The organism is Kiloniella sp., assembly GCF_965205715.1.
GTDB lineage: Bacteria > Pseudomonadota > Alphaproteobacteria > Kiloniellales > Kiloniellaceae > Kiloniella.
In genome coordinates this window covers 1-26,566 of record NZ_CBDBHW010000002.1, presented here as the reverse complement: position 1 = coordinate 26,566, position 26,566 = coordinate 1, and the positions used below count along the sequence as shown (strand labels likewise).

Below are 26,566 nucleotides of genomic sequence, written 5' to 3'. Positions count from 1 at the left end.
ACCGTTAGTATATTGCCGTAAGTTTGCAATGAGGAGGGCCAGAACAATAGATACTGTTCTGGCCCTTGTTGTTTAAGAGAGGTAAGGCTTCAGGTATTCGCCTGTATAACTGCCTTTAGTCTTGGCCACGGTTTCAGGTGTTCCCGTCGCAACAACACGTCCGCCTTTGTCCCCGCCTTCAGGGCCCATATCGATAATCCAATCTGAAATTTTGATGACTTCGAGATTATGTTCGATACAAAGAATGGTATTTCCCTGGTCAACAAGGGTCTGTAGGACTTCGAGCAACTTCTTCACATCATCAAAATGCAGCCCGGTTGTTGGTTCATCCAGAATGTAGAGTGTTTTGCCGGTTGCCCTACGAGATAACTCTTTGGCTAGTTTCACTCTTTGGGCTTCGCCACCCGATAAAGTAGTAGCCGCTTGTCCTACTTGAACATAACCTAGGCCGACGCGCTGTAGCGTTTCAAGTTTGTTTTTAATTGATGGAACCGCTTTAAAAAACTCAAGCCCGTCATCAACGTTCATCTGTAGAACATCTGAAATGGACTTCCCCTTGAATAGGATTTCCAATGTTTCGCGGTTATAGCGTTTCCCCTTACAGACATCACACTCTACATAAACATCTGGTAGGAAGTGCATCTCAATTTTGATGACACCATCCCCCTGACACGCCTCACAACGTCCCCCCTTTACGTTGAAAGAGAACCGTCCGGGCTTGTAGCCACGTGTCTTTGCTTCGGGTAATCCTGCAAACCAGTCACGAATTGGAGAAAAAGCACCCGTGTATGTTGCTGGATTGGACCTTGGTGTACGGCCAATCGGGGATTGATCGATATCGATCACCTTGTCGATGTGCTCGAGCCCTTCGATAGAATCATGGCTTCCGGGGTGGCCTTTAGCATTATGGAGCTTTCGCGAAACCGCCTTATAGAGAGTTTCAAGAATGAGAGTGGATTTTCCGCTGCCTGAAACCCCTGTGATACAGGTGAAGGTTCCAAGCGGAACTTCAATCGATACATTCTGGAGGTTGTTTTCATTGGCATTCAGGACTTTGATTTTTTGTCCTTTATGACCTTTGCGACGTTTCTCAGGAAGAGTAATGGCAACTTCACCAGTTAAATATTTCGCGGTTAAACTTGCCTCCGTGGACATTACTTCGTCTGGTGTGCCGCAGGCCACAACTTGTCCGCCATGCTTGCCAGCCCTTGGGCCCATATCTACCAGGTAATCTGCGGTTCGGATTGCATCTTCATCGTGTTCGACAACAACAACCGTGTTGCCAAGATCGCGTAACCGTCTCAAGGTTTCCAGTAAGCGGGCATTGTCTCGTTGGTGCAAACCGATTGATGGTTCATCCAGGACATAGAGGACACCCGTCAGGCCTGAGCCAATCTGGGATGCAAGTCTAATGCGTTGGCTTTCCCCCCCAGACAATGTCGCGGAAGACCTGGAGAGGGTAAGGTAATCCAGACCGACATTGACGAGGAAATAGAGACGTTCATTAATTTCCTTGAGAATACGGACCGCAATTTCATTTTCTTTTGATGAGAGTATCTCTGGAATCTCGGTAAACCACTTACTTGCTTCAGCGATTGAAAGCTGGGCAATATCACCTGCATGCTTGTCACCGATTTTTACCGCCAGTGCTTCAGGTTTTAATCGGTGTCCCTTACAAACGGTACAGGGTTGCTTGGCCTGATATTTCGCGAGCTCTTCTCTCACCCAATCACTATCTGTTTCACGGAAACGACGTTCCATGTTGGGGATAATGCCTTCAAACGGTTTCTTGGTTTGATAGCTTCTATTACCATCGGTATAGGTCATATCGATGGTTTCTTTACCAGACCCCATAAGTAGGAGTTTTTTGATATTTTGAGGAAGCTCGTTCCATGAACAATCAAGCTCAAAGCTGAAATGTTCGGCCAGGCTTTTCAGGGTTTGAAGGTAGTATTTAGAAGTTGAGTTTGCCCAGGGAGCTATCGCTCCTTCTTTTAAGGTCATTCTTGGGTCCGGAACGATGAGTTCACCATCAAAGATCAGTGTTTTTCCAAGACCATCACAAGTAGGACAAGCACCAAAGGGATTGTTAAATGAAAATAATCGGGGTTCGATTTCATCGATTGTGAAACCGGAAACCGGGCAGGCATAACGGGCTGAAAAAATCGTCCGTTCTCCCGTTTTGGCATCTTCCGCAAAAGCAATGCCATCTGCCAAGGCCAAAGCGGTTTCCAGACTGTCAGCCAAACGGGTTTTTATATCTCCTTTGACGACAACGCGGTCTACGACAACTTCAATGTCGTGCTTTTTCTTTTTATCGAGAGCCGGGACGTCGGCAATTTCATAGAGCTCGCCATCAACCTTGACCCGTTGAAAGCCCTTTACCTGTAGATCAGCAAGTTCTTTTCTGTATTCTCCCTTGCGGCCGCGAACGATTGGGGCGAGGAGATAAAGCCGTGTCCCCTGTTCCATCTCCATAACCTTGTCGACCATTTGGCTGACAGATTGACTTTGGATGGGAAGGCCTGTTGCGGGAGAGTAGGGGATACCCACGCGGGCAAACAAAAGGCGTAGGTAATCGTAAATTTCAGTAACGGTACCAACGGTTGATCTGGGGTTCTTGGATGTTGTTTTCTGTTCGATTGAAATGGCCGGGGAAAGGCCTTCGATAGAATCGACATCTGGTTTCTGCATTAGTTCCAAAAACTGACGCGCATAAGCAGAAAGGGATTCGACATACCGTCGCTGCCCCTCAGCGTATATCGTATCAAAGGCAAGAGAAGATTTGCCCGATCCACTGAGCCCGGTAATGACAACCAGTTGATTTCTCGGCAAATCAACGCTGACATTTTTCAGGTTATGCTCCCTTGCGCCACGTACGGAAATTGTGCGGGATTCCTGTATCGAACTCATTTTTTTACCTGTAGATGTTTTGCAAATGTTCTCGTTGGGATATATATGGACGAACAGTGAACAAAATGCATCTTTTTTCTAATTGCTTTTAGATATCTTGCAGAAATGTGATCGATCTCTTATTAGACGTTGGCTCTGAGGACCCTGACTGATAGGGTTTCAGATCAATTTATAGATTCTTTATTTTTCAAGGAAAGAGGCCATGGCTGGTAGTGTTAACAAGGTGATCCTGGTTGGTAATTTGGGACGTGATCCTGAGATCCGTTCTATGCAATCCGGACAGCGTGTGGCTAATCTGAATATTGCGACATCTGAGAGCTGGAAAGATCGCAACACTGGTGAGCGTCGGGACAAAACCGAATGGCATCGCGTTGTTATCTTTAATGACCGTTTGTGCGACGTTGCAGAAAAATTCTTAAAAAAAGGCTCAAAGGTTTACCTTGAAGGCCAACTACAGACCCGTAAATGGACTGATAATTCTGGCGTTGAAAAATATACAACAGAAATCGTTCTACAGAACTTCCGCGGTGAACTCACCATGTTAGACGGTCGTAACGATGGCCAAGGTGGTGGCTTTGGTGATTCAGCCGGTGGTGATGCTGGCGGCTTTGGCGGAAGCGGCAGTGGTGGCGGTGGTTATGGCGGCGGCTTTGGTGGTGGTTCATCACAATCCGGTGGCGGTAGCTCCTCTGGCGGTAGTGCGCCTGTTGATGATCTGGACGATGAAATCCCGTTCTAGGTTGATGATGTTTTAATTAAGAAAGCGGTCCTTGTGGCCGCTTTTCTTGTTTTTATCAGCTATAGATGGCTGTTTTGTCTCGTCATTGAGAAGGGAACCTAATGTCTTTTCAACTTAGTCTTCTTCATTTTGAGCAATTATCTAAAGAGCAGTTGTATGGTGTTTTGCAGCTGCGTGCGGATGTGTTTGTATTAGAGCAACAGTCTTTGTATCGGGATATGGATGGGCAAGACGCATATGCTTGGCATATTTTGGCCTGTAATACCCAAAATGAGCTGGCGGGCGTTGTTCGAGTTCTCAAAGATATAAAGTATCCATCTTGTTATACGATTGGACGTGTTGCAGTTTCCAAATCAGCAAGAGGCAAAGGTCTGGCAAAGAAATTGATGGAACGGGCTCATGAGTTTGTTGCCAAACAAGAGGGCGCAGAACGTATAGAGCTGTCGGCCCAAGAATACCTATGTGATTTCTACAAAAATCTTGGATATGTTTTGGTTTCTGAGCAGCCATATGACGATGCTGGCGTAATGCATATCGATATGATTAGGGCGGTGTAAATACTCTTTATTCGCCATTATATTTGTCTTGACAAACTAAAATATTTTTGAATTTTTGGCTAATATTGAGCTCTGGAAAAATTATTTAATTTCAAACCGATAGAACCGTCTTTTTCCGTATCTTTTTGTGCACATTTTGTTGTGGCAGCGGGATGAATTTGTTACATTTTCCCTGAAATTTATGACGCTTTAATTTATTCGCTCAATGGCAGCCTGCCAAAGACGGTGTTTAAAGCATTTCTGTGAAACAGAAACAGGATGATTACGTGACCTCGAATTCTGATACCTCCTCTGATCATATGGATATCTTTCCGGTAACCATTGAAGATGAAATGAAGCGCTCTTACCTCGATTACGCTATGAGCGTTATCGTCTCACGTGCTCTTCCTGACGTTCGAGATGGCTTGAAACCGGTACATCGCCGCATTCTCTACGCTATGAAGGAATCTGGATACGATTGGAACCGGGCCTACCGTAAGTCAGCGCGTATCGTTGGTGATGTGATGGGACAGTATCACCCTCACGGCGATAGTGCGATCTATGATGCCATGGTTCGTATGGCGCAAGATTTCTCCATGCGTCTGCCGTTGATCGATGGCCAGGGTAACTTCGGTTCCATGGATGGTGATCCTCCTGCTGCGATGCGTTATACTGAAGCCAGACTTCAACGTGTTGCGTCTGACTCTCTCTTAGAGGATATCGATCGCGATACAGTTGACTTTCAGGACAACTACGACGAATCAACGAAAGAGCCTATTGTTCTTCCCGCCCGTTATCCAAACCTTCTGGTAAACGGTGCAGGTGGTATCGCTGTTGGTATGGCGACGAATATACCGCCTCATAACCTTGGTGAGGTCTTGGATGGCTGTCAGGCTTATGTAGATGACCCTGAGATCTCAATTGATCAGCTAAACCAGATTATTCCAGGACCAGATTTCCCAACGGGCGGTCTTATTCTTGGCCGGACCACGATCCGTGATGCCTATCATACTGGTCGTGGCTCAATCGTCATGCGTGGTAAGGCTGAAATCCAGGAAGTCCGTAAGGACAAAATGGCAATCATCATCACCGAAGTGCCATTCCAGGTTAATAAGGCACGGATGCTTGAGAAAATTGCTGAAATTGCACGAGAGAAAACGATTGAAGGCATTACCGATATTCGCGATGAAAGTGACAGACACGGCGTTCGTGTTGTTGTTGAGCTGCGTCGTGATGTCGAGCCTGAAGTAATTCTCAACCAGCTTTATCGTTATTCTCCGCTTCAGACTTCCTTTGGCGCAAATATGTTGGCGCTTAACTCTGGACGCCCAGAGCTTCTTGACCTTAAATCAATTATTTCTGCATTTATCGCATTCCGCGAACAAGTGATTACACGCAGAACGATTTATGAACTCAATAAAGCAAGAGATCGCGCTCATGTTCTTGCTGGATTGGCGATAGCTGTTGCAAACATTGACGAGGTTATTGCTCTGATTAGAGCTGCGTCTGATCCTGTGCTTGCGCGCGAACAGCTTATGAGCCGTGCATGGCCAGCCAAAGATGTTGAGCCGTTGATACAGCTGATCGACGAGCCCGGACGGAACGTAGATGAAGACGGAAATTATTATCTCTCAGAAATTCAAGCCCGAGCTATTTTGGAGCTGCGGTTACAAAGACTTACCGGTCTTGAAAGAGATAAAATTGCCAACGAGTTAGAAGAGATCGCAGCGCAAATTCGCTACTACCTCGAAATTCTCGCATCTCGCGAAAAACTACTAGATATACTGCGTAATGAACTCACCGAGATGAAAGAACGGTACGCCACTCCTCGGCGGACCGAAATTCTGGATGGTGTCTTTGGCTACGACGATGAAGATCTTATTCAACGCGAAGATATGGTCGTTACTGTTAGCCATAGCGGCTACATCAAACGCGTACCGCTAAGTACTTATCGCGCGCAACGTCGTGGTGGTAAGGGGCGGTCGGGTATGTCCACTAAAGATGAAGATTTTGTCTCCCAGATCTTCGTCTGCAACACCCATACACCTGTTCTGTTCTTCTCTTCCCGCGGGATGGTCTACAAGATGAAGGTCTATAGACTACCTGCAGGTAACCCGACATCAAAAGGGAAGGCGCTCATTAATATGCTTCCTCTACAGCAGGGAGAAACCATCTCTACGATGATGCCTCTTCCTGAAGATGAGGAGACCTGGTCAGAAATGTACGTAATGTTTGCCACATCGACTGGTGGCATACGACGCAACAAGCTTTCTGACTTCACTCGTGTTATGGCAAACGGTAAAATCGCCATGAAACTCGAAGACGAAAGCAGTCGGTTAATCGCGGTGCAAACGTGTACCGAACACGACGACATCATGCTATCGACAGCTAATGGTAAGTGTATTCGTTTCCCTGTTAATGGCGTTCGTGTATTTGCTGGGCGGACTTCTACGGGTGTTCGGGGGATTTCCTTGGCTGAAGGTGATTCGGTTATCTCTATGGCGATCATCAACCACATGGACGCTGATTCCGAGACACGAGAACAGTATTTACGTTATGCGAGTGCCAAGCGCCGTAGTGAAAATGCTGATGAGGGTGAATTCGATCCATCAGCACTTGAGACGACTTTATCTCAAGAGCTTCTTGATAGTATGGCTGAAACGGAACAGTTTATCCTTTCTATTTCGCAAGATGGATTGGGTAAACGATCATCGTCATTCGAATACCGGGTAACAAGTCGTGGTGGTAAAGGTATTGGTAACCTGGACTTAACCCGGGCTAAGGGGAAAACCACGACTGTAATTTCGGTATTCCCAATTGATGAGACTGACCATATTATGTTGGTTACAGACGCTGGTAAATTGATCCGCTGCCCGGTTCATGATGTGAGAATAGCAGGGCGTTCAACACGTGGCGTTAACCTGTTTAACGTTGCTGATGATGAGAAAATCGTTTCTGTATCTCGTCTTGAAGATGATGGCGAAGACGAAAATGAAGAAGAGGATAACCTGGACCTGATTGAGGGTGATGAGGGGGCTGAAAATGTATCAGAAACCTCTGAAGAGACCTCAGAGGCCAATTCAGGTGAAGCTCAGCAGGTAGAAGGAGATGGTGGGGAGTAATCCCCGCCTCTTCGGTGAAGAGAGAAAGATAGACTCCATGACGACAAAACACGTCGGGCTCTACCCAGGTACCTTTGACCCTATTACTAAAGGCCATATGGACATCATCACACGCGGGTGTCGTGTGGTTGATAAGCTGATCATTGCTGTCGCGAGAAATGATCGTAAGGGGCCGTTATTCAACACTGACGAACGTGTTGAGATGGTTTTACATGATACAAAACCCTTACGGGATAAGGGTTTTGAAATTGAAGTTCTTCCTTTTGACAATCTCTTGGTTAAATTTGCCAGAGAAGTCGGGGCAAGTGTCATTTTACGTGGGCTTCGTGCTGTATCTGACTTCGAGTATGAATTTCAAATGACAGGTATGAACGCCAGACTGGATGCTGAAATAGAGACTGTCTTTCTTATGGCATCTGAGAAACAACAATTCATCTCCTCTAGATTCGTCAAAGAAATCGGATATTTAGGGGGAGATATCTCAACATTCGTCAGTGTGGACACAAAAAACAAACTTGAGGAAAAGTTCAAGTTAATGCGTCTGAATGAGGGGTAGATTAGCTTTAGGCCGATGCCTTTTTGAGAAGAATTGAAATTATTCATTTTTTTCCTCTAATAAGTAAAAAGGCTGTTGACCGAATCAATAAGTGGTTCTATCTTCCGCCTCGCTTACCGCATTACAGTTTGATGTCGGCAAGCAAATGAGAATGGGCCCGTAGCTCAGCTGGTAGAGCACTCGACTTTTAATCGAATGGTCACAGGTTCGAATCCTGTCGGGCCCACCATTCTCAACCGAATTCATTCGGTAAATACATATAGTAGATTGGGCCCGTAGCTCAGCTGGTAGAGCGTCCGACTTTTAATCGGCAGGTCACAGGTTCGAATCCTGTCGGGCCCACCAATCTACACAAACAACCCCGCTTTAATGCGGGGTTTTGTTTATCTACTCTTCACCTTACTTTCTAAAGTTACGATATATAAAACGTCTTTCTTTCTTCATTTCCAGAATGAATAATGTCTATCAGTTGATCTTATTTTGAAAATCCTCCGATTTATCAGAAGTTTTCAGTAGGTGCCTCCATTTTATTAAGAGTAGTTGAATTCAGCTCTTTTGTTAGGAAAATATCGTGTCTCAAAAACCACTTGGTCTAATCTGTGCTATCCCCAATGAAATTCAACACTTTGGCTCTGCTTTTACGAAAGAAGCAGAAAGGTCTATTGCAGGCTTTATGTTCTTCTCTGGTACTTTGGATGGCGTAGATACAGTTCTTGTTGAGGCTGGTATGGGTAAGGTAAATGCTGCTGTGGTTACAACGCTGTTAATGGAGCACTTTAACTGTAGAGCCATTCTTTTCTCTGGTGTAGCAGGTGGTTTGGATCCTGAGCTTGGGGTGGGTGATGTTATCGTTGGTAACAAGCTTATCCAGCATGATTATGGCATGATGGTTGATGAAAAAATGACAGCGTATCAGCCTGGCCATCTTCCCATCCATATGCCCACTGAAAAACTTGGGTACGAGGTGAGCTCTCCCCTTATTGATAAACTTATGAATGCATTAAGGGGATTCAAACTTCCTGAGATCTCAGCCGAGGCCGCTGGTGGCAAAACAAGACAGCCGATTATCACGACTGGTACCATTTTAACAGGTGACCAATTTATTGGCTGTACAGTTGCGCGCGACCAGTTGCATGACGATTTGTCAGGGCTTGCTGTTGAGATGGAGGGGGCTGCTATTGCCCAGGTAGCTGAGCGTTATCAAGTTCCTTTTATTATTATTCGTTCTCTTAGTGATCTTGCGGGTGAGGAAAGTACTATGGACTTTATGAAGTTCCTTGAAGAAACCGCAGGCGGAGCGGCATTGGTCTTGAGGCGAATCATAAGCGCAATATAAAGGCAGTTATATGTGTAGACTGCTGCATCTCCTATCGCTATCGGGGCTCTTTTTCTTCACGAGCTTTTCAGTACAGGCAGAAGAACTATCCACGCCAGAATTTAGAATTCCTCTGGAGTGTGAGGTTCCGAGCGAATGTGTTGTTCAGAACTATATGGATGTTAGACCAGGTCCAGGAGTACGAGACTTCAATTGCGGTACTCTAAGTTATGAGCGGCATAAGGGAACTGACTTTCGAGTATTGGATTATGCATCGTACGAGAGAGGCGTCCCCGTACTTGCTGCGGCGGATGGCACAGTCTTGCGCTTAAGGGATGGAGAGGTTGAAGGAGATTATTTGAGACAAGGTAAAGAAGCCGTCAAAGCCATAGAAGGGGGGAATGGTGTTGTTGTGCAACATAAGGGCGGGTGGCAGACTCTATACGCTCACTTAAAGAGAGGATCGATTAAGGTATCTGTCGGGGACAAGGTCAAAGCGGGTGATAGCTTGGGGGTTGTTGGGCTTAGCGGGAAAACCGAATTTACCCACCTGCATTTTCAAGTCATACATAACAATAAAATATATGACCCCTACATTGGGACCATCGCTGCAGGATGTCAGAATCGGTTGAAGAAAAGTTTTTGGAACGATTCAGATTTAAAAAAACTTAAGTACATTGGAACTGGGCTTGTCGAAGCTAACTTTTCTTCCGAGATCCCGGTTTATAAACAATTACCCTTTTCCGATGAGCGAAAGCGAATCTCTCTTCGAAAAGATGCTGAAGTCCTTATTTACTGGATGGAAGCCTGGGGCGTGAAAACGGCTGATCGTCTTACAATGACTTACACCGATCCTTCTGGGAAAGTTTCTACCGATCAGAAAATATTAAAGAAAAATCAGGCATCATATTTTAAATACTTGGGGAAGAGGAAAGGCATAACCGGTTGGATGAAAGGCAAGTATAAGGGGCAAGTTATTTTGGAGAGAATTATTGAGGGGCGTTGGGAAGTTGTATTTTCAAAAAATTCTGAAATAACAATGCATTAATGAACTGAAAAATCAGTTTTAAAGTGGTGATTTATTTGAAATATATTATCGAAGATGGAATTAAGCTTCTATATCTACATTCTGGCCAAGATACTCACTGGTACTTTGTTTACGAGTAGGATTTGTGGCTTCAGAGTTTTCGACAGGGCGCTTCGTCGCAAACTCAGCTTGTGAGTTTTTCTGAACTCCACCTTCTAAAGAAGTATCAATAGCGGCGGCTGGCTCGGAAAATCGAACTGTGCTCTGGAAAGATGTAGCATTTATAGTCATAATCTCACTTTCCCATATCTCTATTAAGTAAGTGTTAACATATGGTGTTGTTTTTTTAGACTACCAGAGAAAACACTTTTAGTTCTGAGAATGATCCGTTAATCAGTTCCTTTAAATCTAATGTCGGAGAGCGTAAGCGTGGATAACAACGAAATCACTAGCGTAGAGAAATATCTTCGCCAAACCTTTGGTAACGAAACAATTGGCTTGGATCGTAAAACCAAAAAAGAAGATTCTATTGAAGTGACCCTTGGAGGTGAGTTTATCGGTGTCATTTATCGTGATGACGAAGACGAAGAACTCTCTTATTCGTTCAATATGGCGATCCTAGCCGACGATTTGCCAAAATAGTATAGCTCTTTAAATAATCTAGAAGCGGCTATAGAAGATTATAATCGGGGTAAGGTCTATGTCCTTATCCCGATTTTTATTGGGAAATTAAATTTAACAAACTTATTTGTCAGACGCGCACTCGACACATAGTGTGACTGTTGGATCAAGTTCTAACCTTTTGATTTGGATTTCTTCATCGCATTTCAGGCAGTATCCAAAATTACCGTTTTGAAGACGTGTAAGTGTCGTTTCTATCTTCTCGAGCTCGAGTTGACGCCTTCTTTCAGATTCTAAAGACATAGCTTGGGATTGAAGAGCATCCATTCGAGAAAGCCGCCCAACCTTTGTTTGGTCAAGTTCAACGACATCCCGCGATTCTTGGCTCGAATTACGAAGCTCTGTTATTTCAGCTCTTCGTTTATTCAATTCTTCAGCAAATTTTTCCAGGTTGAATCTGATAGTATCGTCAGCCATACCGCCTTTGCCTTTCATTGTGCAAAAAGCATCATAGCAAAAAAATACAAATGATCAGAATTAAATAGAAAACACCTCGAATTCAGACAGGGGGGACGGCCAAATGGGGGTTTCCATGAGCATGTCACGGCATGGCCAACGTCTCAATTCGAGGTATTTAACTGAACATAACAAAGAGAATTGACAATTGTTGTGATGATTTTGTGTTCTCAAATAACACTTTGAAAATAAATTTCATTAATCTGTGCCCTTAGGTTGTTAACTATCGATTCCTTAAGGGAAAATTATGATTGTAAAAAGAATCGGAGGGCCTAATAATAATCGATATTAACAATACTAACGGTTAAGTATTTACAATGCTCGGTCCCTAATAAACGACCCAAAGAGACCCTTTTTATGTTTATCCACAGATAATTTCACTTTTCTGAAATTTTTCGATTGCCCTTTCTGATTGGATCAGTATAAATCCCCTCAGCAACAACGATGCGGTCGTGGCGGAATTGGTAGACGCGTAACGTTGAGGTCGTTATGGGCTAATAGCCCGTGGAGGTTCAAGTCCTCTCGACCGCACCAAAATTTATGTTGTTGCTCTAAAGTGCCGGTATTGATCTCCTCTGATCTTCTGCGCAAGCCTGTGGGTGCATATCATATGCGGCAATGGCGGAATTGGTAGACGCGCTAGCTTCAGGTGCTAGTTCTCGTAAGGGAGTGGAGGTTCAAGTCCTCTTTGCCGCACCATCCCACAGTTTCAATTCTGATTGTTAATTTTTCTGATGGGTATTTTCTACTCACTTCTCCCCTTGAAAAAGACACTGATAACGGCGATCTTAATTATCTAAGAAGTGTCATCCATTAATGGCGCCAGAACAGTTGTTTTAACGGAACCTTGATTCATGAAAGATACCGGTCGCAAGACCAATAAAAAGCTGAAGCAATCTTTTGCCCAACGGCTTAGCAATTATCTTCTGGCAGGGGTTCTCATAACAGCACCTGTGACCATTACGCTCTGGTTGGCTTGGAAGGCGATTACTTTCGTCGACAATCAAGTCACGCCTTTAATACCAGCGAACTGGAACCCTGAACACTATCTTCCTTTTGGTGTGCCCGGTCTTGGCCTGGTTGTCATTATAGTTGGCCTCACGCTCATTGGTTTCCTTACCGCGGGGTATATTGGTCGCCTTTTGATGCGGACAAGCGAAAGCATTGTAAAGCGCCTCCCTGTTGTTCGCAGTATCTACAGTTGGACGAAACAGGTATTCGAAACGGTTCTTTCCAAAAACTCTTCTGCTTTTAACGAAGTTGTTCTTGTTGAATATCCTCACAAAGGGTCTTGGGCGGTTGGATTTATCACCGGAAGAACCAAAGGAGAGGTTCAGAGCGTCACAGATGATACTGTAATCAATGTGTTCGTTCCAGCGACCCCCAATCCAACAACGGGCTTTTTACTCTTCATTCCCGAGCAAGATGTTCATCACTTGGATATGACGGTTGAAGAGGGCATTAAGCTGGTAATTTCAGGAGGTATTCTATCTCCATCTGAAATTAAAAAACTTACCCTGGAAGAAAAAGACAACAAGGCCGCCGAGGAAGAGATTGCCAGCCATAAGCCAAGCTTTCTTATGCGTATTCGAAATTATTTCTTTGCTGGTATGTTAGTTACGGCGCCAATCGGGCTTACATTTTGGCTCGCCTGGGAAATCATTATCTTTATCGATAATTGGGTCCGCCCCTATATTCCGATGAAATGGAATCCCGAGAGCTATCTTCCCTTTGCAATACCTGGCCTTGGGCTGTTCTTTATTTTCCTGACATTGACCTTAATTGGGTTTTTAACCGCTGGCATCGTCGGTAAGACTTTGTTGCGTATCAGCGAGCATTTATTGGACCAGATGCCGGTTATCCGTACTGTTTACGGTGCGGTTAAACAGATCATCGAAACAATTTTTCAAAAACACTCAAATGCCTTTCGTGAAGTGGTGTTGTTTCAATATCCGCGTCCAGGATCTTGGGCCCTCGGTTTTTATACAGGGGATTCAAATCGTTTAATCAAAAATATCTCTGAAGACGAATCTATTAATGTTTTCCTGCCAACAACCCCTAACCCGACGTCTGGCTTCCTTCTATTTGTTCCACGGGGTGAAACGCGCTCTCTTTCCATGACGGTAGAAGAAGGAATCAAGATGGTTGTATCTGGTGGCATCGTTACCCCTGAGGACCATCGTCCCGGCCATGAACATGATCTGGAAGAGCAAGAGGCTGCAGAGCAACAAGATAGAATTTCAGAGGATGTTGACGGGGATCAAAAGGCAGCGTCTTAAGGGGCCCTTCCTTCGTTTCTTAACCTGATTTCAGATACTTGACGGCTGTATCTCTTTCGAAGAGGTACAGCAGAATACGTAGGGCTTGTCCCCTCTCTGTTTTCAAGGCGGGGTCTTTGTCCATAATGAGCTTGGCATCGTTGCGGGCTGTTGCAAGAAGTTCACCGTGACAGGCTAAATCAGCTACTCTGAATTCAGGCAGGCCGCTTTGGCGCGTCCCCAATACTTCCCCTGCGCCACGTAAGCGAAGATCTTCTTCTGCAATAACAAAACCATCATCGCTTTCACGCATGATCGTTAAACGTGCCTTGCTGGTTTCCCCAAGGGGGCCTTGGAAAAGCAAGATACAGGTCGATTTTTCACTACCGCGCCCAATGCGCCCCCTGAGTTGGTGCAGCTGAGCCAAACCAAAACGTTCCGCATGTTCAATAACCATGATGGTTGCCTGGGGAACGTCAACGCCAACCTCAATAACTGTGGTTGCTACCAGCAGATCAACATTGCCTTTCGAGAATTGTTCCATGACGGCATCCTTCTCAGGGCCTTTCATTTTGCCATGAACCAGGCCAACCCGATCTCCGAAGCGTTCGCTTAATTCTCGATAACGCTCTTCGGCAGCTGCCAAATCTGACTTATCGGATTCCTCAACCAGAGGACAAACCCAATATACCTTGGTTCCCTGATCCAAAGAACGTGCAACACCATTGATAACATCGCCGATGCGCTCAACGGATACCGTTCTGGTATCTACGGGTTGTCTTCCCGCGGGTTTCTCTGTCAGCCTTGAAACCTCCATGTCGCCATAGGCTGTTAGCATCAGGGTGCGAGGGATGGGGGTTGCAGTCATCACCAGCATATCCACTCCTGCACCCTTTTTAGCGAGTGAAAGCCGTTGATGGACGCCAAAGCGGTGTTGTTCATCGATAACGGCAAGTGCGAGGTCTGAAAACGCGATGTCGTCCTGGAACAGAGCATGAGTGCCGATAATCATCTGGGTGGACCCGTCAGCAATAGATTCTAGAATTGCTTTGCGTGCCTTGCCTTTGTCTCTACCCGTAAGGATGACGATTGAGACACCCAGTTTTTCAGCAAAAGGCTGCAGTGTTTTATAGTGTTGTCTCGCGAGGATTTCAGTTGGCGCCATAATGGCAGATTGAAAGCCACTTTCTATGGCGGCAAGCATGGGGAATAGGGCGACGGCTGTTTTACCACTCCCAACATCCCCTTGAACCAAACGTAACATTCGGTTGGGGCTTTCCATGTCCTCTATGACTTCGCGAATGGCATTGTCCTGGGATCCCGTCAGTTTAAAGGGAAGGATATCTGACATCTTTTCACGTAGAGAGCCGTCTCCCTTAATGATACGTCCTTTCGCGGCTGTTTGTTGTTCTCGTACCAGGGAAATTGCGAGTTGATTTGCGAGTAATTCATCGTAAGCAAGGCGTTTGCGATAAGGAGAAAATGCAGTCAGTTCTTCGTCTGATAACGGATGGTGTGTTTTCTCCAGACACTCTTGCCAGTCAGGCCAGGATTCTTGAGTTTTGTGGGATTGGTCAAGCCATTCGGGCACAGTCGGGATTTGAACGAGGGAGGCTTTGATCGCTTTTGTTAGGGGCTTTAGGGTGACACCAGCGCTTAAGGGATACACAGGTTCTACTGTTTTAACATCCAGTTCTTCTTCAACCGGGACCATATGATCGGGGTGAGCCATTTGCAAAGTATCGCCAAAGCGTTCGAGCTTGCCGCTGATAATTCTGGTCTCCCCAGGAGGGAGGAGCTTCATCAGATAATCCCCACGTGCGTGGAAGAAAATCAAAAGGATCTCACCGGTAGGGTCATGGCAAATGACGCGGTAAGGACTGCGGCGATTGGGTGAGGGGATATGTCTTAAAACGCTCACCTTCAATGTCGCGACCCGATCTGCAATAGCCTCTTCAATTGTTGGAGAGTAGCGACGATCAACCATACCCACAGGTAAATGCCAGCAAAGGTCAATGACGCGTGGGCCAGCAAGCTTTTCATAAAGCGTACTTAACCTTGGCCCAACTCCTGGGAGCGTGGATACCGGGGTAAAGAGAGGGAAGAGAATTTCAGGGCGCACGGGCTTTGACTTGCAGAATATGAGTAGGATGTTTATTAAATGTTCTAGTAATGTTTCCTATACCATAGCTTTCTGTGCAAGCGAAACGAACAAGCAAATATAATTCTTTTACAGGTGAGATTTCATGAGTTCTGAAGCCAGCAACGATTTGGATAAAAGGCGAAAACAGCTTCGTTTCAGGAGTTGGCACCGGGGTACTCAAGAGGCCGATCTCATTATTGGTTCCTTCGCAGATGATAATGTAAGTAAAATGGGTGCGGAAGAATTAAACCTTTTTGAGCGTGTACTCGAAATTCCTGACCCAGTTCTCTATGACTGGATAATCGGTAATTCCGAACCGACAGAAAATATGCACAACAAAGTGCTCGATGATTTGTTGAGTTACAAATATACACCCAATCCAAGATAATCAGAGCATTTGTCGCATTAATAAAGCCTGATCATCGAAATTTTGTCCGTCAAATACAAAGAATCTTACTGTGAAAACACTTGCTACTCGGCTACAGGCCGCTGATCGTTATCAAATTTCAGCTGTTCCGGAGGGATATGATGCCCAGCTTCTCTCTGAGCTAGCGATAGAGCTTGCACCGAGGCCAGTATTGCATATCGCTCTTGATGATAATCGTTTGGCTGTGCTGGCAGAACTTGTTCAGTTTTTTGCCCCCGATCTCGAGATCGTCGAAATTCCGGCCTGGGATTGCCTTCCTTATGACCGTGTTAGCCCCCATAAAGATATTCTGGCATCCCGTATTGATGCTTTTGCAAAGCTCTTGGCAACCCCGGTACCAAAAACGGGACGGTTGATTTTAACAACGATATCTTCCTCTCTTCAGCGGGTGCCTCCCAGAGACCTTTTTAAAAACAGAACTCTGGTTGCGAAATCAGGGTCAGAGATTAAAACCGATCACCTCCTGAAGTTCTTCTCTACCAATGGATATCTTCGTGCTGATACTGTAAGTGAATCCGGTGAATTTGCGATACGCGGAGGTATCGTAGACGTTTTTCCTCCTGGAGAAGAAAGTCCTCTACGACTTGATTTTTTTGGAGACGAGCTGGATACCCTAAGGCGGTTTGATCCTCTAACTCAGCGAACGACCGGTGAAGCTGAAAGCCTGGAGTTAAAGCCAGTCGGCGAAGCCATCCTTGATGAAAAAACAATTGAGTCATTCCGAAAAGGATACAGGGAGACATTTGGGGCCGTTGCTAAAGAAGATCCTTTGTATGAGGCTATTTCTGAGGGGCGCCAGTACCCTGGAATGGAGCATTGGCTTCCATTGTTCTACGGTGAGCTCGAAACCCTGTTTGATTACCTGCCTGAGGCTGTCATTACATTAGACGGGCAGGCAGAAGAAGCCCGGGATGCGCGTATTGAATCCATCACTGATTTTTTCCAGGCGAGAAAATCCATGGAAACGTCCTCTGAAGGGGGGTGGGTTTACAAGCCTGTACCTATGCAGCGCCTGTTTCTTTCAAAGGATGATTGGGAAAGTATTCTCTCAAGCCGAAGTACAACTCAATTCTCACCCTTTGCCCTACCTGATCATGTGGAAAACCTGGTTGAAGCGGAAGGCAAACAAGGGAAAGACTTTTCCGAAGCGAGAAACCGGGAAGATGTGAATGTCTTTGATGATGTAAGTGAATACATCCGGCTTCAGCAAAATGACGGTAAAAAAATAATTGTTACTGGGTATACAGACGGTTCGCGTGATCGCCTGATTTCCATGTTTCATGAGCATGGCCTCACGAACACTGATGTTCTCCGTGATTGGAAAACCCATAAAAAGACCATGCGTAAGCAGGTGCAATTCCTGACGCTCGGTCTTGAGCGTGGCATTGTTACACCTAAAGTAGCCTTTATTACCGAGCAGGATATCCTGGGTGAACGACTGGCCCGTGCGCAAAAAAGACGCCGGAAGTCTGATAACTTTCTCAAAGAAGTTTCATCTCTGCAGGACAAAGACTTTGTCGTTCATATGGAGCACGGTATTGGGCAGTATATTGGGCTGGAAACTGTTGATGTCGGCGGTGCGCCGCATGATTGTCTCAAGGTGCTTTACCACGGTGGTGATAAGCTATTCGTTCCCGTTGAAAATATTGAAATTCTATCTCGATATGGATCCGAAGACTGTGGAGCCGAACTAGATCGTCTTGGTGGAGTAGCCTGGCAGGCAAAAAAAGCACGTGTTAAAGAACGTATCCGAGCGATTGCACATCAGCTCATCGGAATTGCAGCTAATCGTCTGTTGCGTAAAGCAGATACGATTGACGTTCCTGAGGGGCTCTATGATGAATTTGCGGCTCGCTTTCCTTATCCTGAGACTGAAGATCAGCTCAATGCCATAGAAGATGTTTTCGGTGATTTACGTTCTGGGCGCCCGATGGACCGCTTGGTTTGTGGTGATGTCGGCTTTGGTAAAACAGAAGTTGCCCTGCGCGCTGCCTTTATTGCCGTTATGAGTGGTAAGCAAGTCGCGATAGTGGTTCCAACGACATTGTTGGCCCGTCAGCATTACCGCACCTTTATGGAGCGTTTTAAAGGGTTACCTGTACGCATCGGTCAGCTCTCGCGACTGGCAACAGGGAAAGAACAGACCGAAACCAAAAAAGGCTTGGCAGAGGGAACCGTCGAGATCGTTGTTGGTACCCACGCTGTTTTTGCCAAGAACATGAAGTTTTCAGATCTTGGTCTTCTCATCGTTGATGAAGAACAGCATTTTGGCGTTAAGCAAAAAGAACGTCTCAAGGAACTCAGATCAGATGTTCATGTTCTAACTTTGACAGCGACGCCAATACCGAGAACTTTGCAAATGGCTATGTCTGGTGTCAAAGAAATGAGCCTAATTGCCACTCCGCCAGTAGATCGTCTTGCGGTTAGAACCTTTGTTCTTCCTTTCGATCCCGTCATCATTCGCGAAGCTATTTTACGTGAACACTATCGTGGAGGCCAAACCTTCTATGTCTGCCCTCGCTTGTCTGATTTGAAAGACCTGAGAGAGCGGTTGGAAAAGCTGGTTCCCGAAGTGAAAATCTGCATGGCGCACGGTCAATTGCCTGCAAGTGAGCTCGAAGATGTGATGACAGCTTTCTGTGATCATCAATACGACGTCCTGCTTTCGACCAGTATCATCGAATCTGGCCTTGATATTCCGAGCGCCAATACAATGTTGGTACACCGTGCTGACATGTTTGGTCTGGCTCAGCTTTATCAAATTCGCGGGCGTATTGGCAGGTCCAAAATACGCGGTTACTGTTACCTCACTCTACCTGTTGGTAAGTTGTTGAGCAAAACTGCGGAACGCCGTCTAGAGGTTATGCAGACGCTGGATAATCTCGGCGCCGGATTTAACCTTGCCAGTCACGATATGGATATTCGTGGGGCGGGAAATCTGGTTGGGGACGAACAGTCCGGACACATCAAAGAAGTCGGTGTTGAGCTCTACCAACAAATGCTGGAAGAAGCCGTCGCATCCCTGCGGAGTGATGAGGCAGAGGGTGAAGAGGATCTGGCATGGTCACCACAAATCAACATTGGAACTTCTGTTCTTATTCCCGATCGTTATGTCGCCGATCTAAACGTGCGTTTGGGACTGTACAGGCGTCTATCTTCTTTGACGGAACGTACCGAAATTGATGGTTTTGCCGCGGAGCTTATTGATCGTTTTGGCGACCTTCCAGAAGAAGTGGAAAACCTTTTACAAATTATGCTTATTAAAGGGCTCTGCAAGCTTAGTGGCGTTGAGAAGGTAGACGCTGGGCCTAAGGGCGCTGTGGTTTCCTTTAGAAATGATAATTTTGAAAACCCATCTGCCTTGATTATTTTCATTCAAGAGCAGGTCGGAACGGTGAAAATTCGTCCCGACCATAAATTGGTTTACCGTCGTGCATGGGACGATGCTGGCAGTCGACTAAAAGGCGTTAAAATGATGATGGAAGAGTTGGTTAAGTTGGCGAAATCCTGACAAAAACAGATCCTGTATGAGTGATCACGACAATCGGGAACGTCTATCATGATCACTCCTATAGATTCAGGCCTCTTCATTTAATTGCTGAAAACCAATATCAAGCATCTGGGCTAGGGTGTCAGGGCTTTGTGCGCCGGGTAGGATGTGCTGTCGGTTGACAATAAAGCAGGGTACGCCGGTTAAGCCTAGAGATCTGGCATTTTGATCGGTAAATAAAACATCTTCATGACCTTGGTCACTATTGAGATATTCTTCTGCACCAGTCAGTCCTGTTTCATCCGCAATGGATAGGAGAACTTCTCTTTCACCAATATTTTTACCTTCGAGAAAATAACTCTCAAACAAGCATTCCATAACCTCATCTTGCTTGTCTTGGTCTCTGGCAAGTAGGGAGAGACGGTGAGCATCAACGGTATTCGGTGTTTTTTGAATGAGATCGAACTTGAAATCTATACCGTCGGAAATCCCTGCGGCGGCAATTTGGCTATAGAACTGGGTTGCGTTGGCTCTGCCACCGAATTTTGTGTCGAGATAATGTTGCCGATCCATACCTTCATCAGGCATATCGGGATTTAACTGAAAAGTTAGCCAGCGTATTTTTACATCAAAATGTGGTCGTTGAGCCTGAGCTTTTTGAAATCTTTTTAACCCTATGTAGCACCAGGGACAAATAGGGTCGGAATAGATATCGATTTCGATAGAGGGTTTCATCATGCTAACAACGGACCTTTGAAAGAAAGATAGTGTTCAGGGATAATATCAGGGTTTGTGTTCGGGTACACCTTTGGTATGAGGTGTCGAGTTGCGATTTTCAAGGTGTACGTGGTGGAACAAATTTTTCCAGATAGTGTAAATGTGGATGCTTTGGCTGATTTTGTTGGCCATGTCCTCGGCCGTCAAGGGCTTGTGATTGATAAGATGATCACAATGTCAGGAGGTGCTATTCAGGAAAATTGGCGACTGGATTATCACGAATTTTCTGGAGAAGAGGGAAGTCTTGTTGTTCGGGCTGATGCACATACGGGGGTCCCTGGAAGTCACCCTAAAGAAGATGAATTTGAAGTTCTATCCTATGCCTGGAAAGCGGGTGTAAAAGCACCAAAGCCTTTGGCTCTTTGTTTGGATAAGGCTCTTATTGGGCGGAGCTTTATTTTGATGGAGCTGCTTCCTGGAACGACAGATTTTGATCAGATAAAATCCTCGGGCAATTGTGAGGCACTTGCTTATGAGCTTGGATCCGAAATTGCTCAATTACATCAATTATGTCCTACGGAATTGAAATTTTTAAACAAAGCTTCTCCCAACCCGGTGGAAGAGCTCATAAACCGGTACCGTGGTTTTTGTGACGGTCGGAATAAGCCTAATCCTGTCGCAGAATGGGCTATGCGCTGGTGTTTATTACAACAAACAAAGCTTCCCCCGTTACCACAGGTTCTCGTTCACGGTGATTTTCGAACAGCAAACTACCTTGTAACTCCAGAAGGCTTATCAGGACTGCTCGATTGGGAATTCTCCGGATGGGGAGACCCCTATAGCGATCTGGGGTGGTTTTGTGCCAAGTGCTGGCGGTATGGCCACGAAGACAATCCGGCTGGAGGAATCGCAAGCCGTAAAAGCTTTTATGAGGGCTATTCAGCAATAACGGGAAAAGAGGTCGATCATCAACGAGTTCTGTTTTGGGAAGTCATGTCGTTACTGCGTTGGCTCGTAATCGCCATTCAGCAAGGAGACCGAAATTTCGTAGAAGGTGAACGAGATTTAGAGTTAGGATTAACCGGCCTTATTCGTCCACCTGAGATTGAGATGATGTTACTGGAAATGACTGCTCCTGATAATTGGCCAGAATCTCAAAAAGATCCCCAACCAGATACACGGCCTGATCTTGGTAATGAGAACGGCCCAAAATGATGCGAAATCAAATTGATCAATTGGTCTTGCAGGTTGAACAAATTATTAAGGATAAAGAGAACATAAATACTCAACTGTCCTTGAGCGAAGAAAAGGCTGTTCAACGAATTTATAAAATATCAAACCGCTTTAAGTTAATGAATGCAAATGATGCAGTCGTAGGTCTAGTCGAGCTCGAAGCTGGCAAGTTAACCGAAAATGTCCGTTCTGGTTGTTGTGACGGTAATGCTGAGTTGTACCAAAAGTTATATATGCATACCCATTCTAAATTGGAGCTCATTAGTCCTGATAGTTTGAAGGGTTATGTCGGTTTGCTTGAATAACTCTTATTTACTGAGTTAAGAATTTATTTCTAAAAAATACATCCTTCTATCTATTTGAATTATAAGAAAATAATTATTTACGTTCTTGTTTTGTGAATTTTGTTCTCTTTTTGTTCTTGACGAAGATGGTCTCCATGTTCATATTTGTTCATGTAATGTTCTAAAGGTAGGAGATGGAAATGAGAGAAGAGACCTCAATGCTAGATTATTTTCTCAGCAGTTTAGTTGCTTTTGGTAGTTTTGGTTTTTTTCTGTTTGTATTGTCCTATGGATGGCTGACAGCTTTTCAGGTTATGGCTCAGTAATCATAGGTCTACTGGCAACCTGGAAGTTATAATGTCACAAAAAGGATTGCAGAATTCATGCGGCAATCCTTTTTGTATTTATATGTAGATAGGCTATTCGGCTTCTGTCATTTCATTTAAATCCAATGACACTTTGCCAAGTGTTTTTGCCATTTCCAGTAGTCGCCGTCGTACTGTCGGATCGTCAATTTTATAATAAGCCCGCACGAGCTCGAGAGTTTCCCGACGCGCCATGGGGTCCTTCTGGAAGGGGAGTTCCTCACCTTCCTCGGCCATGCCTCTTATTTGACCGGGTGATCTATGCGATACTTCGTCAGTCATCTCGTTAAAGAAATATCCAACATCGATATCCAGTACCCTTGCGAGATCATAGAGGCGGCTAGCACCAATTCTGTTGGTCCCACGTTCGTACTTTTGAACTTGCTGAAATGTCAGGCCCAAAGCCTCACCAAGTTTCTCTTGGCTTAAGCCTAAAAGAGTACGACGTAACCTTAGTCGTTGTCCCACATGGACGTCCACAGCATTGGGTACGCCAGTGATCCGCTTAGGAAGTGTTTTTTTATTTCTCATGCTAAACCTTGATGGTTGCGATGGTTATTCTACCATACCGCGCGCACTAGCCCAAGTATTCATCGTGAAATCTTAAGCTAAGAGACGCTATTTGACAATAATTACCAATCCTTGTAGAGCGTCAACCACTTTGTCCGGTTGCGTCAACCACCTTGGCCGCTTTTGATGCGGCTGTGATCTGACGTTTATTTACGATGCTTCAGGCATATTTTTCACCTTTTTGTTTGTGGTTTTCCGCAACATTTTTTTGAGATTTTGGGCGGCTTCCCATTGTCTGTAGCTGTCGATATTCATCTCAAGAATGGTTGAGTGGTGAACAAGACGATCGATTGCTGCAACGGTCATGGCCTTATCTTGAAAAATATTGTCCCATCCGCTAAAAGGTTGATTGGCAGCAATTGCAATACTTCGGTACTCATATCGTCTGGCGATCAATTCAAAGAGCACGGATGTTTCAGATATATCCCTTTGTGCATAGGTAATATCATCGAGAATGATGAGATCAAATTTATCGAGTTTTGCGAGGGCGTTTTCGAGCATAAGTTCACGTCTGGCAGCCTGGAGTTTTTGCACCAGATCACTGGTTTGCGTATAGAGCACACGGTATCCAGCCTCTATAAGAGCATAACCTACGGCGCATAGGAGATGAGTTTTTCCTCCCCCTGAATTTCCAATGGCAATCAGATTTGCTCTTGCGTCAATCCAGTCACCGGCAGACAAGGCTTCGACCTGCGCCTTTTTCACGTTAGGCAGCCGCTTGAAGTTAAAAGTGGCCAGAGTTTTTCCGCCCAGCAGGTTTGATGCGTTGAGATGGCGTTGAATGCGTCGCGTGTCCCTTTCGGCCAATTCATATTCGGCCAAAACGGCAAGGAACCTGGCTGCTGACCAGCCCTCCTTGTCGGATTGGATTGCGATATCTTGCCAGTGTTTGTGAAAGCTGGGTAATCGTAAGTCAGTTAGCATAAGAGGCAGCTTGTGCTGATCCACTTCAATGTTTGTCATGCCCGATCCTCCAACAGAGTATCAAAGACTGATAATGAAGGTTGAACCACGGGAATATCAGGAGGTAAATCCGTGTTCTTTTTTGTGATATTCAGCTTAAGTTTTTTTGCGCAAGGTAGCCTTCCTGCATTGATTTCTCTCGAAATCAGGTGCGCGACTTCGGCCTCACAAGCCTCTTCGTGCGCAAGGAAAAGTATCCCAACCATCTGACGACACGCATCTCTGCGGGACAACTTTTTCTGAAACAATGTCCAGGCCAGGGAGTACTCGGTTCTTGGAAAAATACTGTCACGATAAATAGAATTGGCGAGTGCCTGAGGTTTACGTTTGAGAGCATGAATGACGTGATGATAATTGATAACATGAATGCGGGGGCCTTTGCCGTGCCCCCGCTCACGAGAATGGCTGACGACATGAGTGCTGCCTAGATAGGCTTCTATCCGGTTATCGTAAATATGGACACGCAAGCGTTGACCAATTAGGCGAGAAGGGGCGCTATAAAAAACCTGCTTAACTAAAAAACCACTTGTTTTGGTAACTCTCGACACGACTTCAGTGTAATCTGTTGTTCGCCGAGGAGGTAACGCCTTGAGAGATTTCAACTCTGTTTGGATATCTTGGTCACGATGTTTGTTCCGTCTAGCAATCAGCTCGTCCAAAAATCGCCGATACTCATCCAAAGTGTCAAAGTCATTACTGCCACGCAAAATCAGGGCCTGCTTTATCGCAGTCTTAAGGTGACCGTGGTGAGATTCAATGGCACCGTTCTCGTGTGATTCCCCTCTGTTATTTCGACTGGCCTCCATACCGTAGTGCTCAACAAAAGCAGAATAACGTTTGGTAATGTCCTCCTTTTCCTCAACGCTCAAATTCCGAAAGGCCGCAGACAGGCTGTCGGTCCGGTGGTTTTCAGGAGCGCCCCCCAAGGACCAAAGCGCATTTTGTAAGTTCTCCGCAAGGGCTGTAAAACTCTCACCGCCAAGTACGACCCCAACATGTTCCCATCGGCTATATACCAGAACAAAATGATAGAGCCGATGCACCAAAGGATCTCCTGCAATGGTAATACTTAAGTCGGCTGCATCCGTGAAATCTGATTGGCCCATGTAACCCGGCTCAGGTGTTTGCCTGAAAATGATATCCTTTTCAGGGCCATTCAGAGCCCGCCATCCCCGAACTCGGCGCTCTAACGTGCGCTTGACACGGTCATCGGGAAAACGGAGCGGATAGAGGCTCTGTATGTGGCGCAACAAAGTAATGGGTTTGACCGAGTTGTCTTTATCCAAAATGGGAAGGATGTCCTTATCCCAGATATCTTCAAGCGGATCAGAAACTGTTCGCCCTCGCTTTATATTGCGTTGTGACGGTAAAGTCGCATCAACGTCAAATCGGCGGGCCGTGCGTTCGCTAAACCCTGCGCGGGCAGCGGCGGTTCGTTGACCATGAGTTTTTCTATCTGTCATGTAAAGTCTCAGTTGTTCATCTGTGATAAATTTATACGGCAAACAGGTTCCTCCAATTACATCTAGAGGTTCCTAATTTATCAACTCACAGCAGCTTGTAACTAACACCAAATTAAGCCTTGGCCGGTGGATCTGATTATCAAACGGGCACGCCCTTTTTAATGATCAGATCCACCGGCCAAGGTGGTTGTCGCAACCGGCCAAGGTTATTGTCGCTGAACAAATCCTTATTTGGTTGGATTTGTAAAATTTTAGAACTCGTTGAGCGAGCAAATTCAAATGCGTGTCCACAACGAGTAAATATGCATCATCCGCCTTAATAAAATACTAAGTTGGCGTGTAATTACTGATGAATTAATTCCTACAATTGATAAATTTACTTCTTTTGCGTGATAAAAAGATAGTTATGTTAACCTTGAACATGATTAATGTGCGCTTGCCTGAGTTGAGAAAACGTTCCTACCTTAAAGGTGCTTTGAGTAATTTTTCAGTTCGAAAAGCCGAATACTCTAGTGATTCGCTTGGAGTTCACTCTGGCAAGTCTGATGCTGTTGGATAGATTGGCTAATTATGCGTGCAGCTCCCGTATGAACACACACAGTGATTAAAGGTTAAGCTTTTGTTGGCGGAAGAGGTGGAACTCAAAAGCCTTATTAATGCCCTCGCGGCAATAGACATAATGTATGTCTACGTAGATTTTTCCGGGGTGGCTTATAGAAAGAGGATAATCGTGCTGGGTGAATTTCTCAGGATAAGGTTTCAGCCTTATCCTTTAGAGCTTTCGTTGCTTGCATTAAGGTGTTCTGCTGCTTCTCCCAGTAGTCTTCCTTCAAGCGATAGCTCAAGAAATCGCACATAATCACTGTCATTCGTAATTTGTTTTCGCGCAACAGGAATAACGTCCAGCGGGTTCTGAGCATCCAGTTCGTATTTTTGTATAATGGCAATCAGCTCCTGACTAATAATTTCTAACTGTTTTTGGATGTCAGGGATCGTTGTTGGCTTATTCATGCCTCAGGCTCTCAGAAATGTTTTAAGAAGATCGACCATCTTATCGATTTCTTCTTTGGTATTAAAGTAATGTACGGAGGCTCTTACTAACTGGGAAATGCCGCATTGGTCAAATAAAACTGGATTTCCTGTTCTGCCTGGCGTGGAGACATGAATTTGGTTAGTTTCTAAAAAAGCCCTTATTTCGGTACATTTTTTTTGATCAGAATAAAAACTCACGATGCCGCATTTTTTATCTCCCAAATCGAGTAATGATATACTTGGGATATTTGATAGTTCATTTCGAAAATATTGACT

At 45.2% G+C, this 26,566-nt stretch carries 24 protein-coding genes and 4 tRNA genes; 18 read left to right on the top strand and 10 right to left on the bottom strand.

Features of this window, described 5'->3' with window-relative positions:
• Positions 1-72 precede the first annotated feature (72 nt).
• Positions 73-2,913: an excinuclease ABC subunit UvrA gene (gene uvrA, locus ACOGW3_RS02265; RefSeq protein ID WP_419901472.1), complete on the bottom strand. Its 2,841-nt coding sequence runs from the start codon at positions 2,911-2,913 to the stop codon at positions 73-75.
• A gap of 202 nt (positions 2,914-3,115) precedes the next feature.
• On the opposite strand from uvrA, the gene ssb reads away from it, so the two are divergent.
• From ssb to ACOGW3_RS02225, 8 genes are all read left to right on the top strand, one after another.
• Complete coding sequence (ssb, locus tag ACOGW3_RS02260; protein WP_419901471.1) at positions 3,116-3,652, top strand: single-stranded DNA-binding protein; 537 nt, start codon at positions 3,116-3,118, stop codon at positions 3,650-3,652.
• A 101-nt stretch (positions 3,653-3,753) separates the two neighbouring features.
• On the top strand, positions 3,754-4,209 hold the full coding sequence (locus ACOGW3_RS02255; RefSeq protein ID WP_419901470.1) for a GNAT family N-acetyltransferase: 456 nt from the start codon (positions 3,754-3,756) through the stop codon (positions 4,207-4,209).
• Between the two features lie 299 nt (positions 4,210-4,508).
• Complete coding sequence (gene gyrA, locus ACOGW3_RS02250) at positions 4,509-7,310, top strand: DNA gyrase subunit A (protein ID WP_419901759.1); 2,802 nt, start codon at positions 4,509-4,511, stop codon at positions 7,308-7,310.
• A gap of 37 nt (positions 7,311-7,347) precedes the next feature.
• The gene (gene coaD / locus ACOGW3_RS02245) at positions 7,348-7,866 is read left to right on the top strand and encodes a pantetheine-phosphate adenylyltransferase (RefSeq protein ID WP_419901469.1); all 519 of its coding nucleotides are present in this window, start codon (positions 7,348-7,350) and stop codon (positions 7,864-7,866) included.
• A gap of 153 nt (positions 7,867-8,019) precedes the next feature.
• Positions 8,020-8,095, top strand: a tRNA-Lys gene (locus ACOGW3_RS02240).
• A 40-nt stretch (positions 8,096-8,135) separates the two neighbouring features.
• Positions 8,136-8,211: transfer RNA gene (locus ACOGW3_RS02235), tRNA-Lys, on the top strand.
• A 226-nt stretch (positions 8,212-8,437) separates the two neighbouring features.
• Positions 8,438-9,202 carry a 5'-methylthioadenosine/adenosylhomocysteine nucleosidase gene (locus tag ACOGW3_RS02230; RefSeq protein WP_419901468.1) on the top strand — a complete coding sequence of 255 codons (765 nt, stop codon included), beginning with the start codon at positions 8,438-8,440 and terminating at the stop codon, positions 9,200-9,202.
• A gap of 10 nt (positions 9,203-9,212) precedes the next feature.
• A complete protein-coding gene (locus tag ACOGW3_RS02225) occupies positions 9,213-10,229 on the top strand; it encodes a M23 family metallopeptidase (RefSeq protein ID WP_419901467.1) in 1,017 nt (338 codons plus the stop codon).
• Positions 10,230-10,289: 60 nt separating this feature from the next.
• On the opposite strand, the gene ACOGW3_RS02220 is transcribed toward ACOGW3_RS02225, so the two are convergent.
• Positions 10,290-10,499, bottom strand: coding sequence for a hypothetical protein (locus tag ACOGW3_RS02220; RefSeq protein WP_419901466.1), 210 nt, complete (start codon positions 10,497-10,499; stop codon positions 10,290-10,292).
• 138 nt (positions 10,500-10,637) lie between these two features.
• On the opposite strand from ACOGW3_RS02220, the gene ACOGW3_RS02215 reads away from it, so the two are divergent.
• A complete protein-coding gene (locus ACOGW3_RS02215; RefSeq protein ID WP_419901465.1) occupies positions 10,638-10,850 on the top strand; it encodes a DUF3126 family protein in 213 nt (70 codons plus the stop codon).
• A 102-nt stretch (positions 10,851-10,952) separates the two neighbouring features.
• Here the strand turns inward: ACOGW3_RS02215 and ACOGW3_RS02210 are convergent, their stop codons facing one another.
• Positions 10,953-11,306 carry a TraR/DksA family transcriptional regulator gene (locus ACOGW3_RS02210; RefSeq protein ID WP_419901464.1) on the bottom strand — a complete coding sequence of 118 codons (354 nt, stop codon included), beginning with the start codon at positions 11,304-11,306 and terminating at the stop codon, positions 10,953-10,955.
• A gap of 485 nt (positions 11,307-11,791) precedes the next feature.
• Between ACOGW3_RS02210 and ACOGW3_RS02205 the strand changes: the two genes are divergently transcribed.
• From ACOGW3_RS02205 to ACOGW3_RS02195, 3 genes are all read left to right on the top strand, one after another.
• Positions 11,792-11,879: transfer RNA gene (locus tag ACOGW3_RS02205), tRNA-Leu, on the top strand.
• A 78-nt stretch (positions 11,880-11,957) separates the two neighbouring features.
• A tRNA-Leu gene (locus ACOGW3_RS02200) sits at positions 11,958-12,044 on the top strand.
• A gap of 155 nt (positions 12,045-12,199) precedes the next feature.
• Positions 12,200-13,624 carry a DUF502 domain-containing protein gene (locus tag ACOGW3_RS02195; protein WP_419901463.1) on the top strand — a complete coding sequence of 475 codons (1,425 nt, stop codon included), beginning with the start codon at positions 12,200-12,202 and terminating at the stop codon, positions 13,622-13,624.
• A 19-nt stretch (positions 13,625-13,643) separates the two neighbouring features.
• On the opposite strand, the gene recG is transcribed toward ACOGW3_RS02195, so the two are convergent.
• Positions 13,644-15,725, bottom strand: a complete 2,082-nt coding sequence (gene recG, locus ACOGW3_RS02190; protein WP_419901462.1) for an ATP-dependent DNA helicase RecG — start codon at positions 15,723-15,725, stop codon at positions 13,644-13,646.
• A 124-nt stretch (positions 15,726-15,849) separates the two neighbouring features.
• Here recG and ACOGW3_RS02185 point away from each other — a divergent pair, with 124 nt between their 5' ends.
• Both ACOGW3_RS02185 and mfd read left to right on the top strand, forming a co-directional pair.
• Positions 15,850-16,134: a succinate dehydrogenase assembly factor 2 gene (locus tag ACOGW3_RS02185; RefSeq protein WP_419901461.1), complete on the top strand. Its 285-nt coding sequence runs from the start codon at positions 15,850-15,852 to the stop codon at positions 16,132-16,134.
• Between the two features lie 70 nt (positions 16,135-16,204).
• Positions 16,205-19,684 (top strand): transcription-repair coupling factor, encoded by a 3,480-nt coding sequence (gene mfd / locus ACOGW3_RS02180; RefSeq protein ID WP_419901460.1) that lies wholly within the window; start codon positions 16,205-16,207, stop codon positions 19,682-19,684.
• 66 nt (positions 19,685-19,750) lie between these two features.
• On the opposite strand, the gene ACOGW3_RS02175 is transcribed toward mfd, so the two are convergent.
• On the bottom strand, positions 19,751-20,401 hold the full coding sequence (locus ACOGW3_RS02175) for a DsbA family oxidoreductase (protein WP_419901459.1): 651 nt from the start codon (positions 20,399-20,401) through the stop codon (positions 19,751-19,753).
• 111 nt (positions 20,402-20,512) lie between these two features.
• Between ACOGW3_RS02175 and ACOGW3_RS02170 the strand changes: the two genes are divergently transcribed.
• The 3 genes from ACOGW3_RS02170 (at position 20,513) to ACOGW3_RS02160 (ending at position 22,223) form a co-directional block, all read left to right on the top strand.
• Entirely contained in the window at positions 20,513-21,595 is a 1,083-nt protein-coding gene (locus tag ACOGW3_RS02170) for a phosphotransferase family protein (RefSeq protein ID WP_419901458.1), read from the top strand.
• Complete coding sequence (locus tag ACOGW3_RS02165) at positions 21,592-21,918, top strand: hypothetical protein (RefSeq protein WP_419901457.1); 327 nt, start codon at positions 21,592-21,594, stop codon at positions 21,916-21,918. Before ACOGW3_RS02170 ends, ACOGW3_RS02165 begins: the two co-directional genes overlap by 4 nt.
• Positions 21,919-22,097: 179 nt before the next feature.
• Positions 22,098-22,223 carry a hypothetical protein gene (locus ACOGW3_RS02160; RefSeq protein WP_419901456.1) on the top strand — a complete coding sequence of 42 codons (126 nt, stop codon included), beginning with the start codon at positions 22,098-22,100 and terminating at the stop codon, positions 22,221-22,223.
• A 93-nt stretch (positions 22,224-22,316) separates the two neighbouring features.
• Here ACOGW3_RS02160 and ACOGW3_RS02155 read toward each other — a convergent pair whose 3' ends face one another.
• From ACOGW3_RS02155 to istA, 3 genes are all read right to left on the bottom strand, one after another.
• Positions 22,317-22,793 (bottom strand): helix-turn-helix domain-containing protein, encoded by a 477-nt coding sequence (locus ACOGW3_RS02155; protein WP_419901455.1) that lies wholly within the window; start codon positions 22,791-22,793, stop codon positions 22,317-22,319.
• A 189-nt stretch (positions 22,794-22,982) separates the two neighbouring features.
• Entirely contained in the window at positions 22,983-23,795 is an 813-nt protein-coding gene (gene istB, locus ACOGW3_RS02150; protein ID WP_419901088.1) for an IS21-like element helper ATPase IstB, read from the bottom strand.
• A complete protein-coding gene (istA, locus tag ACOGW3_RS02145; RefSeq protein ID WP_419901087.1) occupies positions 23,792-25,300 on the bottom strand; it encodes an IS21 family transposase in 1,509 nt (502 codons plus the stop codon). Before istA ends, istB begins: the two co-directional genes overlap by 4 nt.
• Positions 25,301-25,664: 364 nt before the next feature.
• Here istA and ACOGW3_RS02140 point away from each other — a divergent pair, with 364 nt between their 5' ends.
• The gene (locus ACOGW3_RS02140) at positions 25,665-25,817 is read left to right on the top strand and encodes a hypothetical protein (protein WP_419901454.1); all 153 of its coding nucleotides are present in this window, start codon (positions 25,665-25,667) and stop codon (positions 25,815-25,817) included.
• A gap of 206 nt (positions 25,818-26,023) precedes the next feature.
• Here ACOGW3_RS02140 and ACOGW3_RS02135 read toward each other — a convergent pair whose 3' ends face one another.
• Together ACOGW3_RS02135 and ACOGW3_RS02130 are read right to left on the bottom strand one after the other, a co-directional pair.
• On the bottom strand, positions 26,024-26,269 hold the full coding sequence (locus ACOGW3_RS02135; protein WP_419901453.1) for a hypothetical protein: 246 nt from the start codon (positions 26,267-26,269) through the stop codon (positions 26,024-26,026).
• 3 nt (positions 26,270-26,272) lie between these two features.
• Positions 26,273-26,566: aminotransferase class V-fold PLP-dependent enzyme (locus ACOGW3_RS02130; RefSeq protein ID WP_419901452.1), on the bottom strand; the 294-nt coding region annotated here is incomplete at its 5' end.

What these genes read in the sequence shown, in the direction of transcription:
- ACOGW3_RS02255 (WP_419901470.1), top strand. Translation starts at nt 3,754, where the DNA reads ATGTCTTTTCAACTTAGTCTTCTTCATTTTGAGCAATTATCTAAAGAG.
- ACOGW3_RS02140 (WP_419901454.1), top strand. Translation starts at nt 25,665, where the DNA reads ATGTTAACCTTGAACATGATTAATGTGCGCTTGCCTGAGTTGAGAAAA.
- ACOGW3_RS02195 (WP_419901463.1), top strand. Translation starts at nt 12,200, where the DNA reads ATGAAAGATACCGGTCGCAAGACCAATAAAAAGCTGAAGCAATCTTTT.
- ACOGW3_RS02225 (WP_419901467.1), top strand. Translation starts at nt 9,213, where the DNA reads ATGTGTAGACTGCTGCATCTCCTATCGCTATCGGGGCTCTTTTTCTTC.
- ssb (WP_419901471.1), top strand. Translation starts at nt 3,116, where the DNA reads ATGGCTGGTAGTGTTAACAAGGTGATCCTGGTTGGTAATTTGGGACGT.
- ACOGW3_RS02185 (WP_419901461.1), top strand. Translation starts at nt 15,850, where the DNA reads ATGAGTTCTGAAGCCAGCAACGATTTGGATAAAAGGCGAAAACAGCTT.
- gyrA (WP_419901759.1), top strand. Translation starts at nt 4,509, where the DNA reads ATGGATATCTTTCCGGTAACCATTGAAGATGAAATGAAGCGCTCTTAC.
- ACOGW3_RS02135 (WP_419901453.1), bottom strand. Translation starts at nt 26,269, where the DNA reads ATGAATAAGCCAACAACGATCCCTGACATCCAAAAACAGTTAGAAATT.
- ACOGW3_RS02175 (WP_419901459.1), bottom strand. Translation starts at nt 20,401, where the DNA reads ATGATGAAACCCTCTATCGAAATCGATATCTATTCCGACCCTATTTGT.
- ACOGW3_RS02220 (WP_419901466.1), bottom strand. Translation starts at nt 10,499, where the DNA reads ATGACTATAAATGCTACATCTTTCCAGAGCACAGTTCGATTTTCCGAG.
- ACOGW3_RS02165 (WP_419901457.1), top strand. Translation starts at nt 21,592, where the DNA reads ATGATGCGAAATCAAATTGATCAATTGGTCTTGCAGGTTGAACAAATT.
- ACOGW3_RS02210 (WP_419901464.1), bottom strand. Translation starts at nt 11,306, where the DNA reads ATGGCTGACGATACTATCAGATTCAACCTGGAAAAATTTGCTGAAGAA.
- ACOGW3_RS02160 (WP_419901456.1), top strand. Translation starts at nt 22,098, where the DNA reads ATGAGAGAAGAGACCTCAATGCTAGATTATTTTCTCAGCAGTTTAGTT.
- ACOGW3_RS02155 (WP_419901455.1), bottom strand. Translation starts at nt 22,793, where the DNA reads ATGAGAAATAAAAAAACACTTCCTAAGCGGATCACTGGCGTACCCAAT.
- istB (WP_419901088.1), bottom strand. Translation starts at nt 23,795, where the DNA reads ATGACAAACATTGAAGTGGATCAGCACAAGCTGCCTCTTATGCTAACT.
- coaD (WP_419901469.1), top strand. Translation starts at nt 7,348, where the DNA reads ATGACGACAAAACACGTCGGGCTCTACCCAGGTACCTTTGACCCTATT.
- uvrA (WP_419901472.1), bottom strand. Translation starts at nt 2,913, where the DNA reads ATGAGTTCGATACAGGAATCCCGCACAATTTCCGTACGTGGCGCAAGG.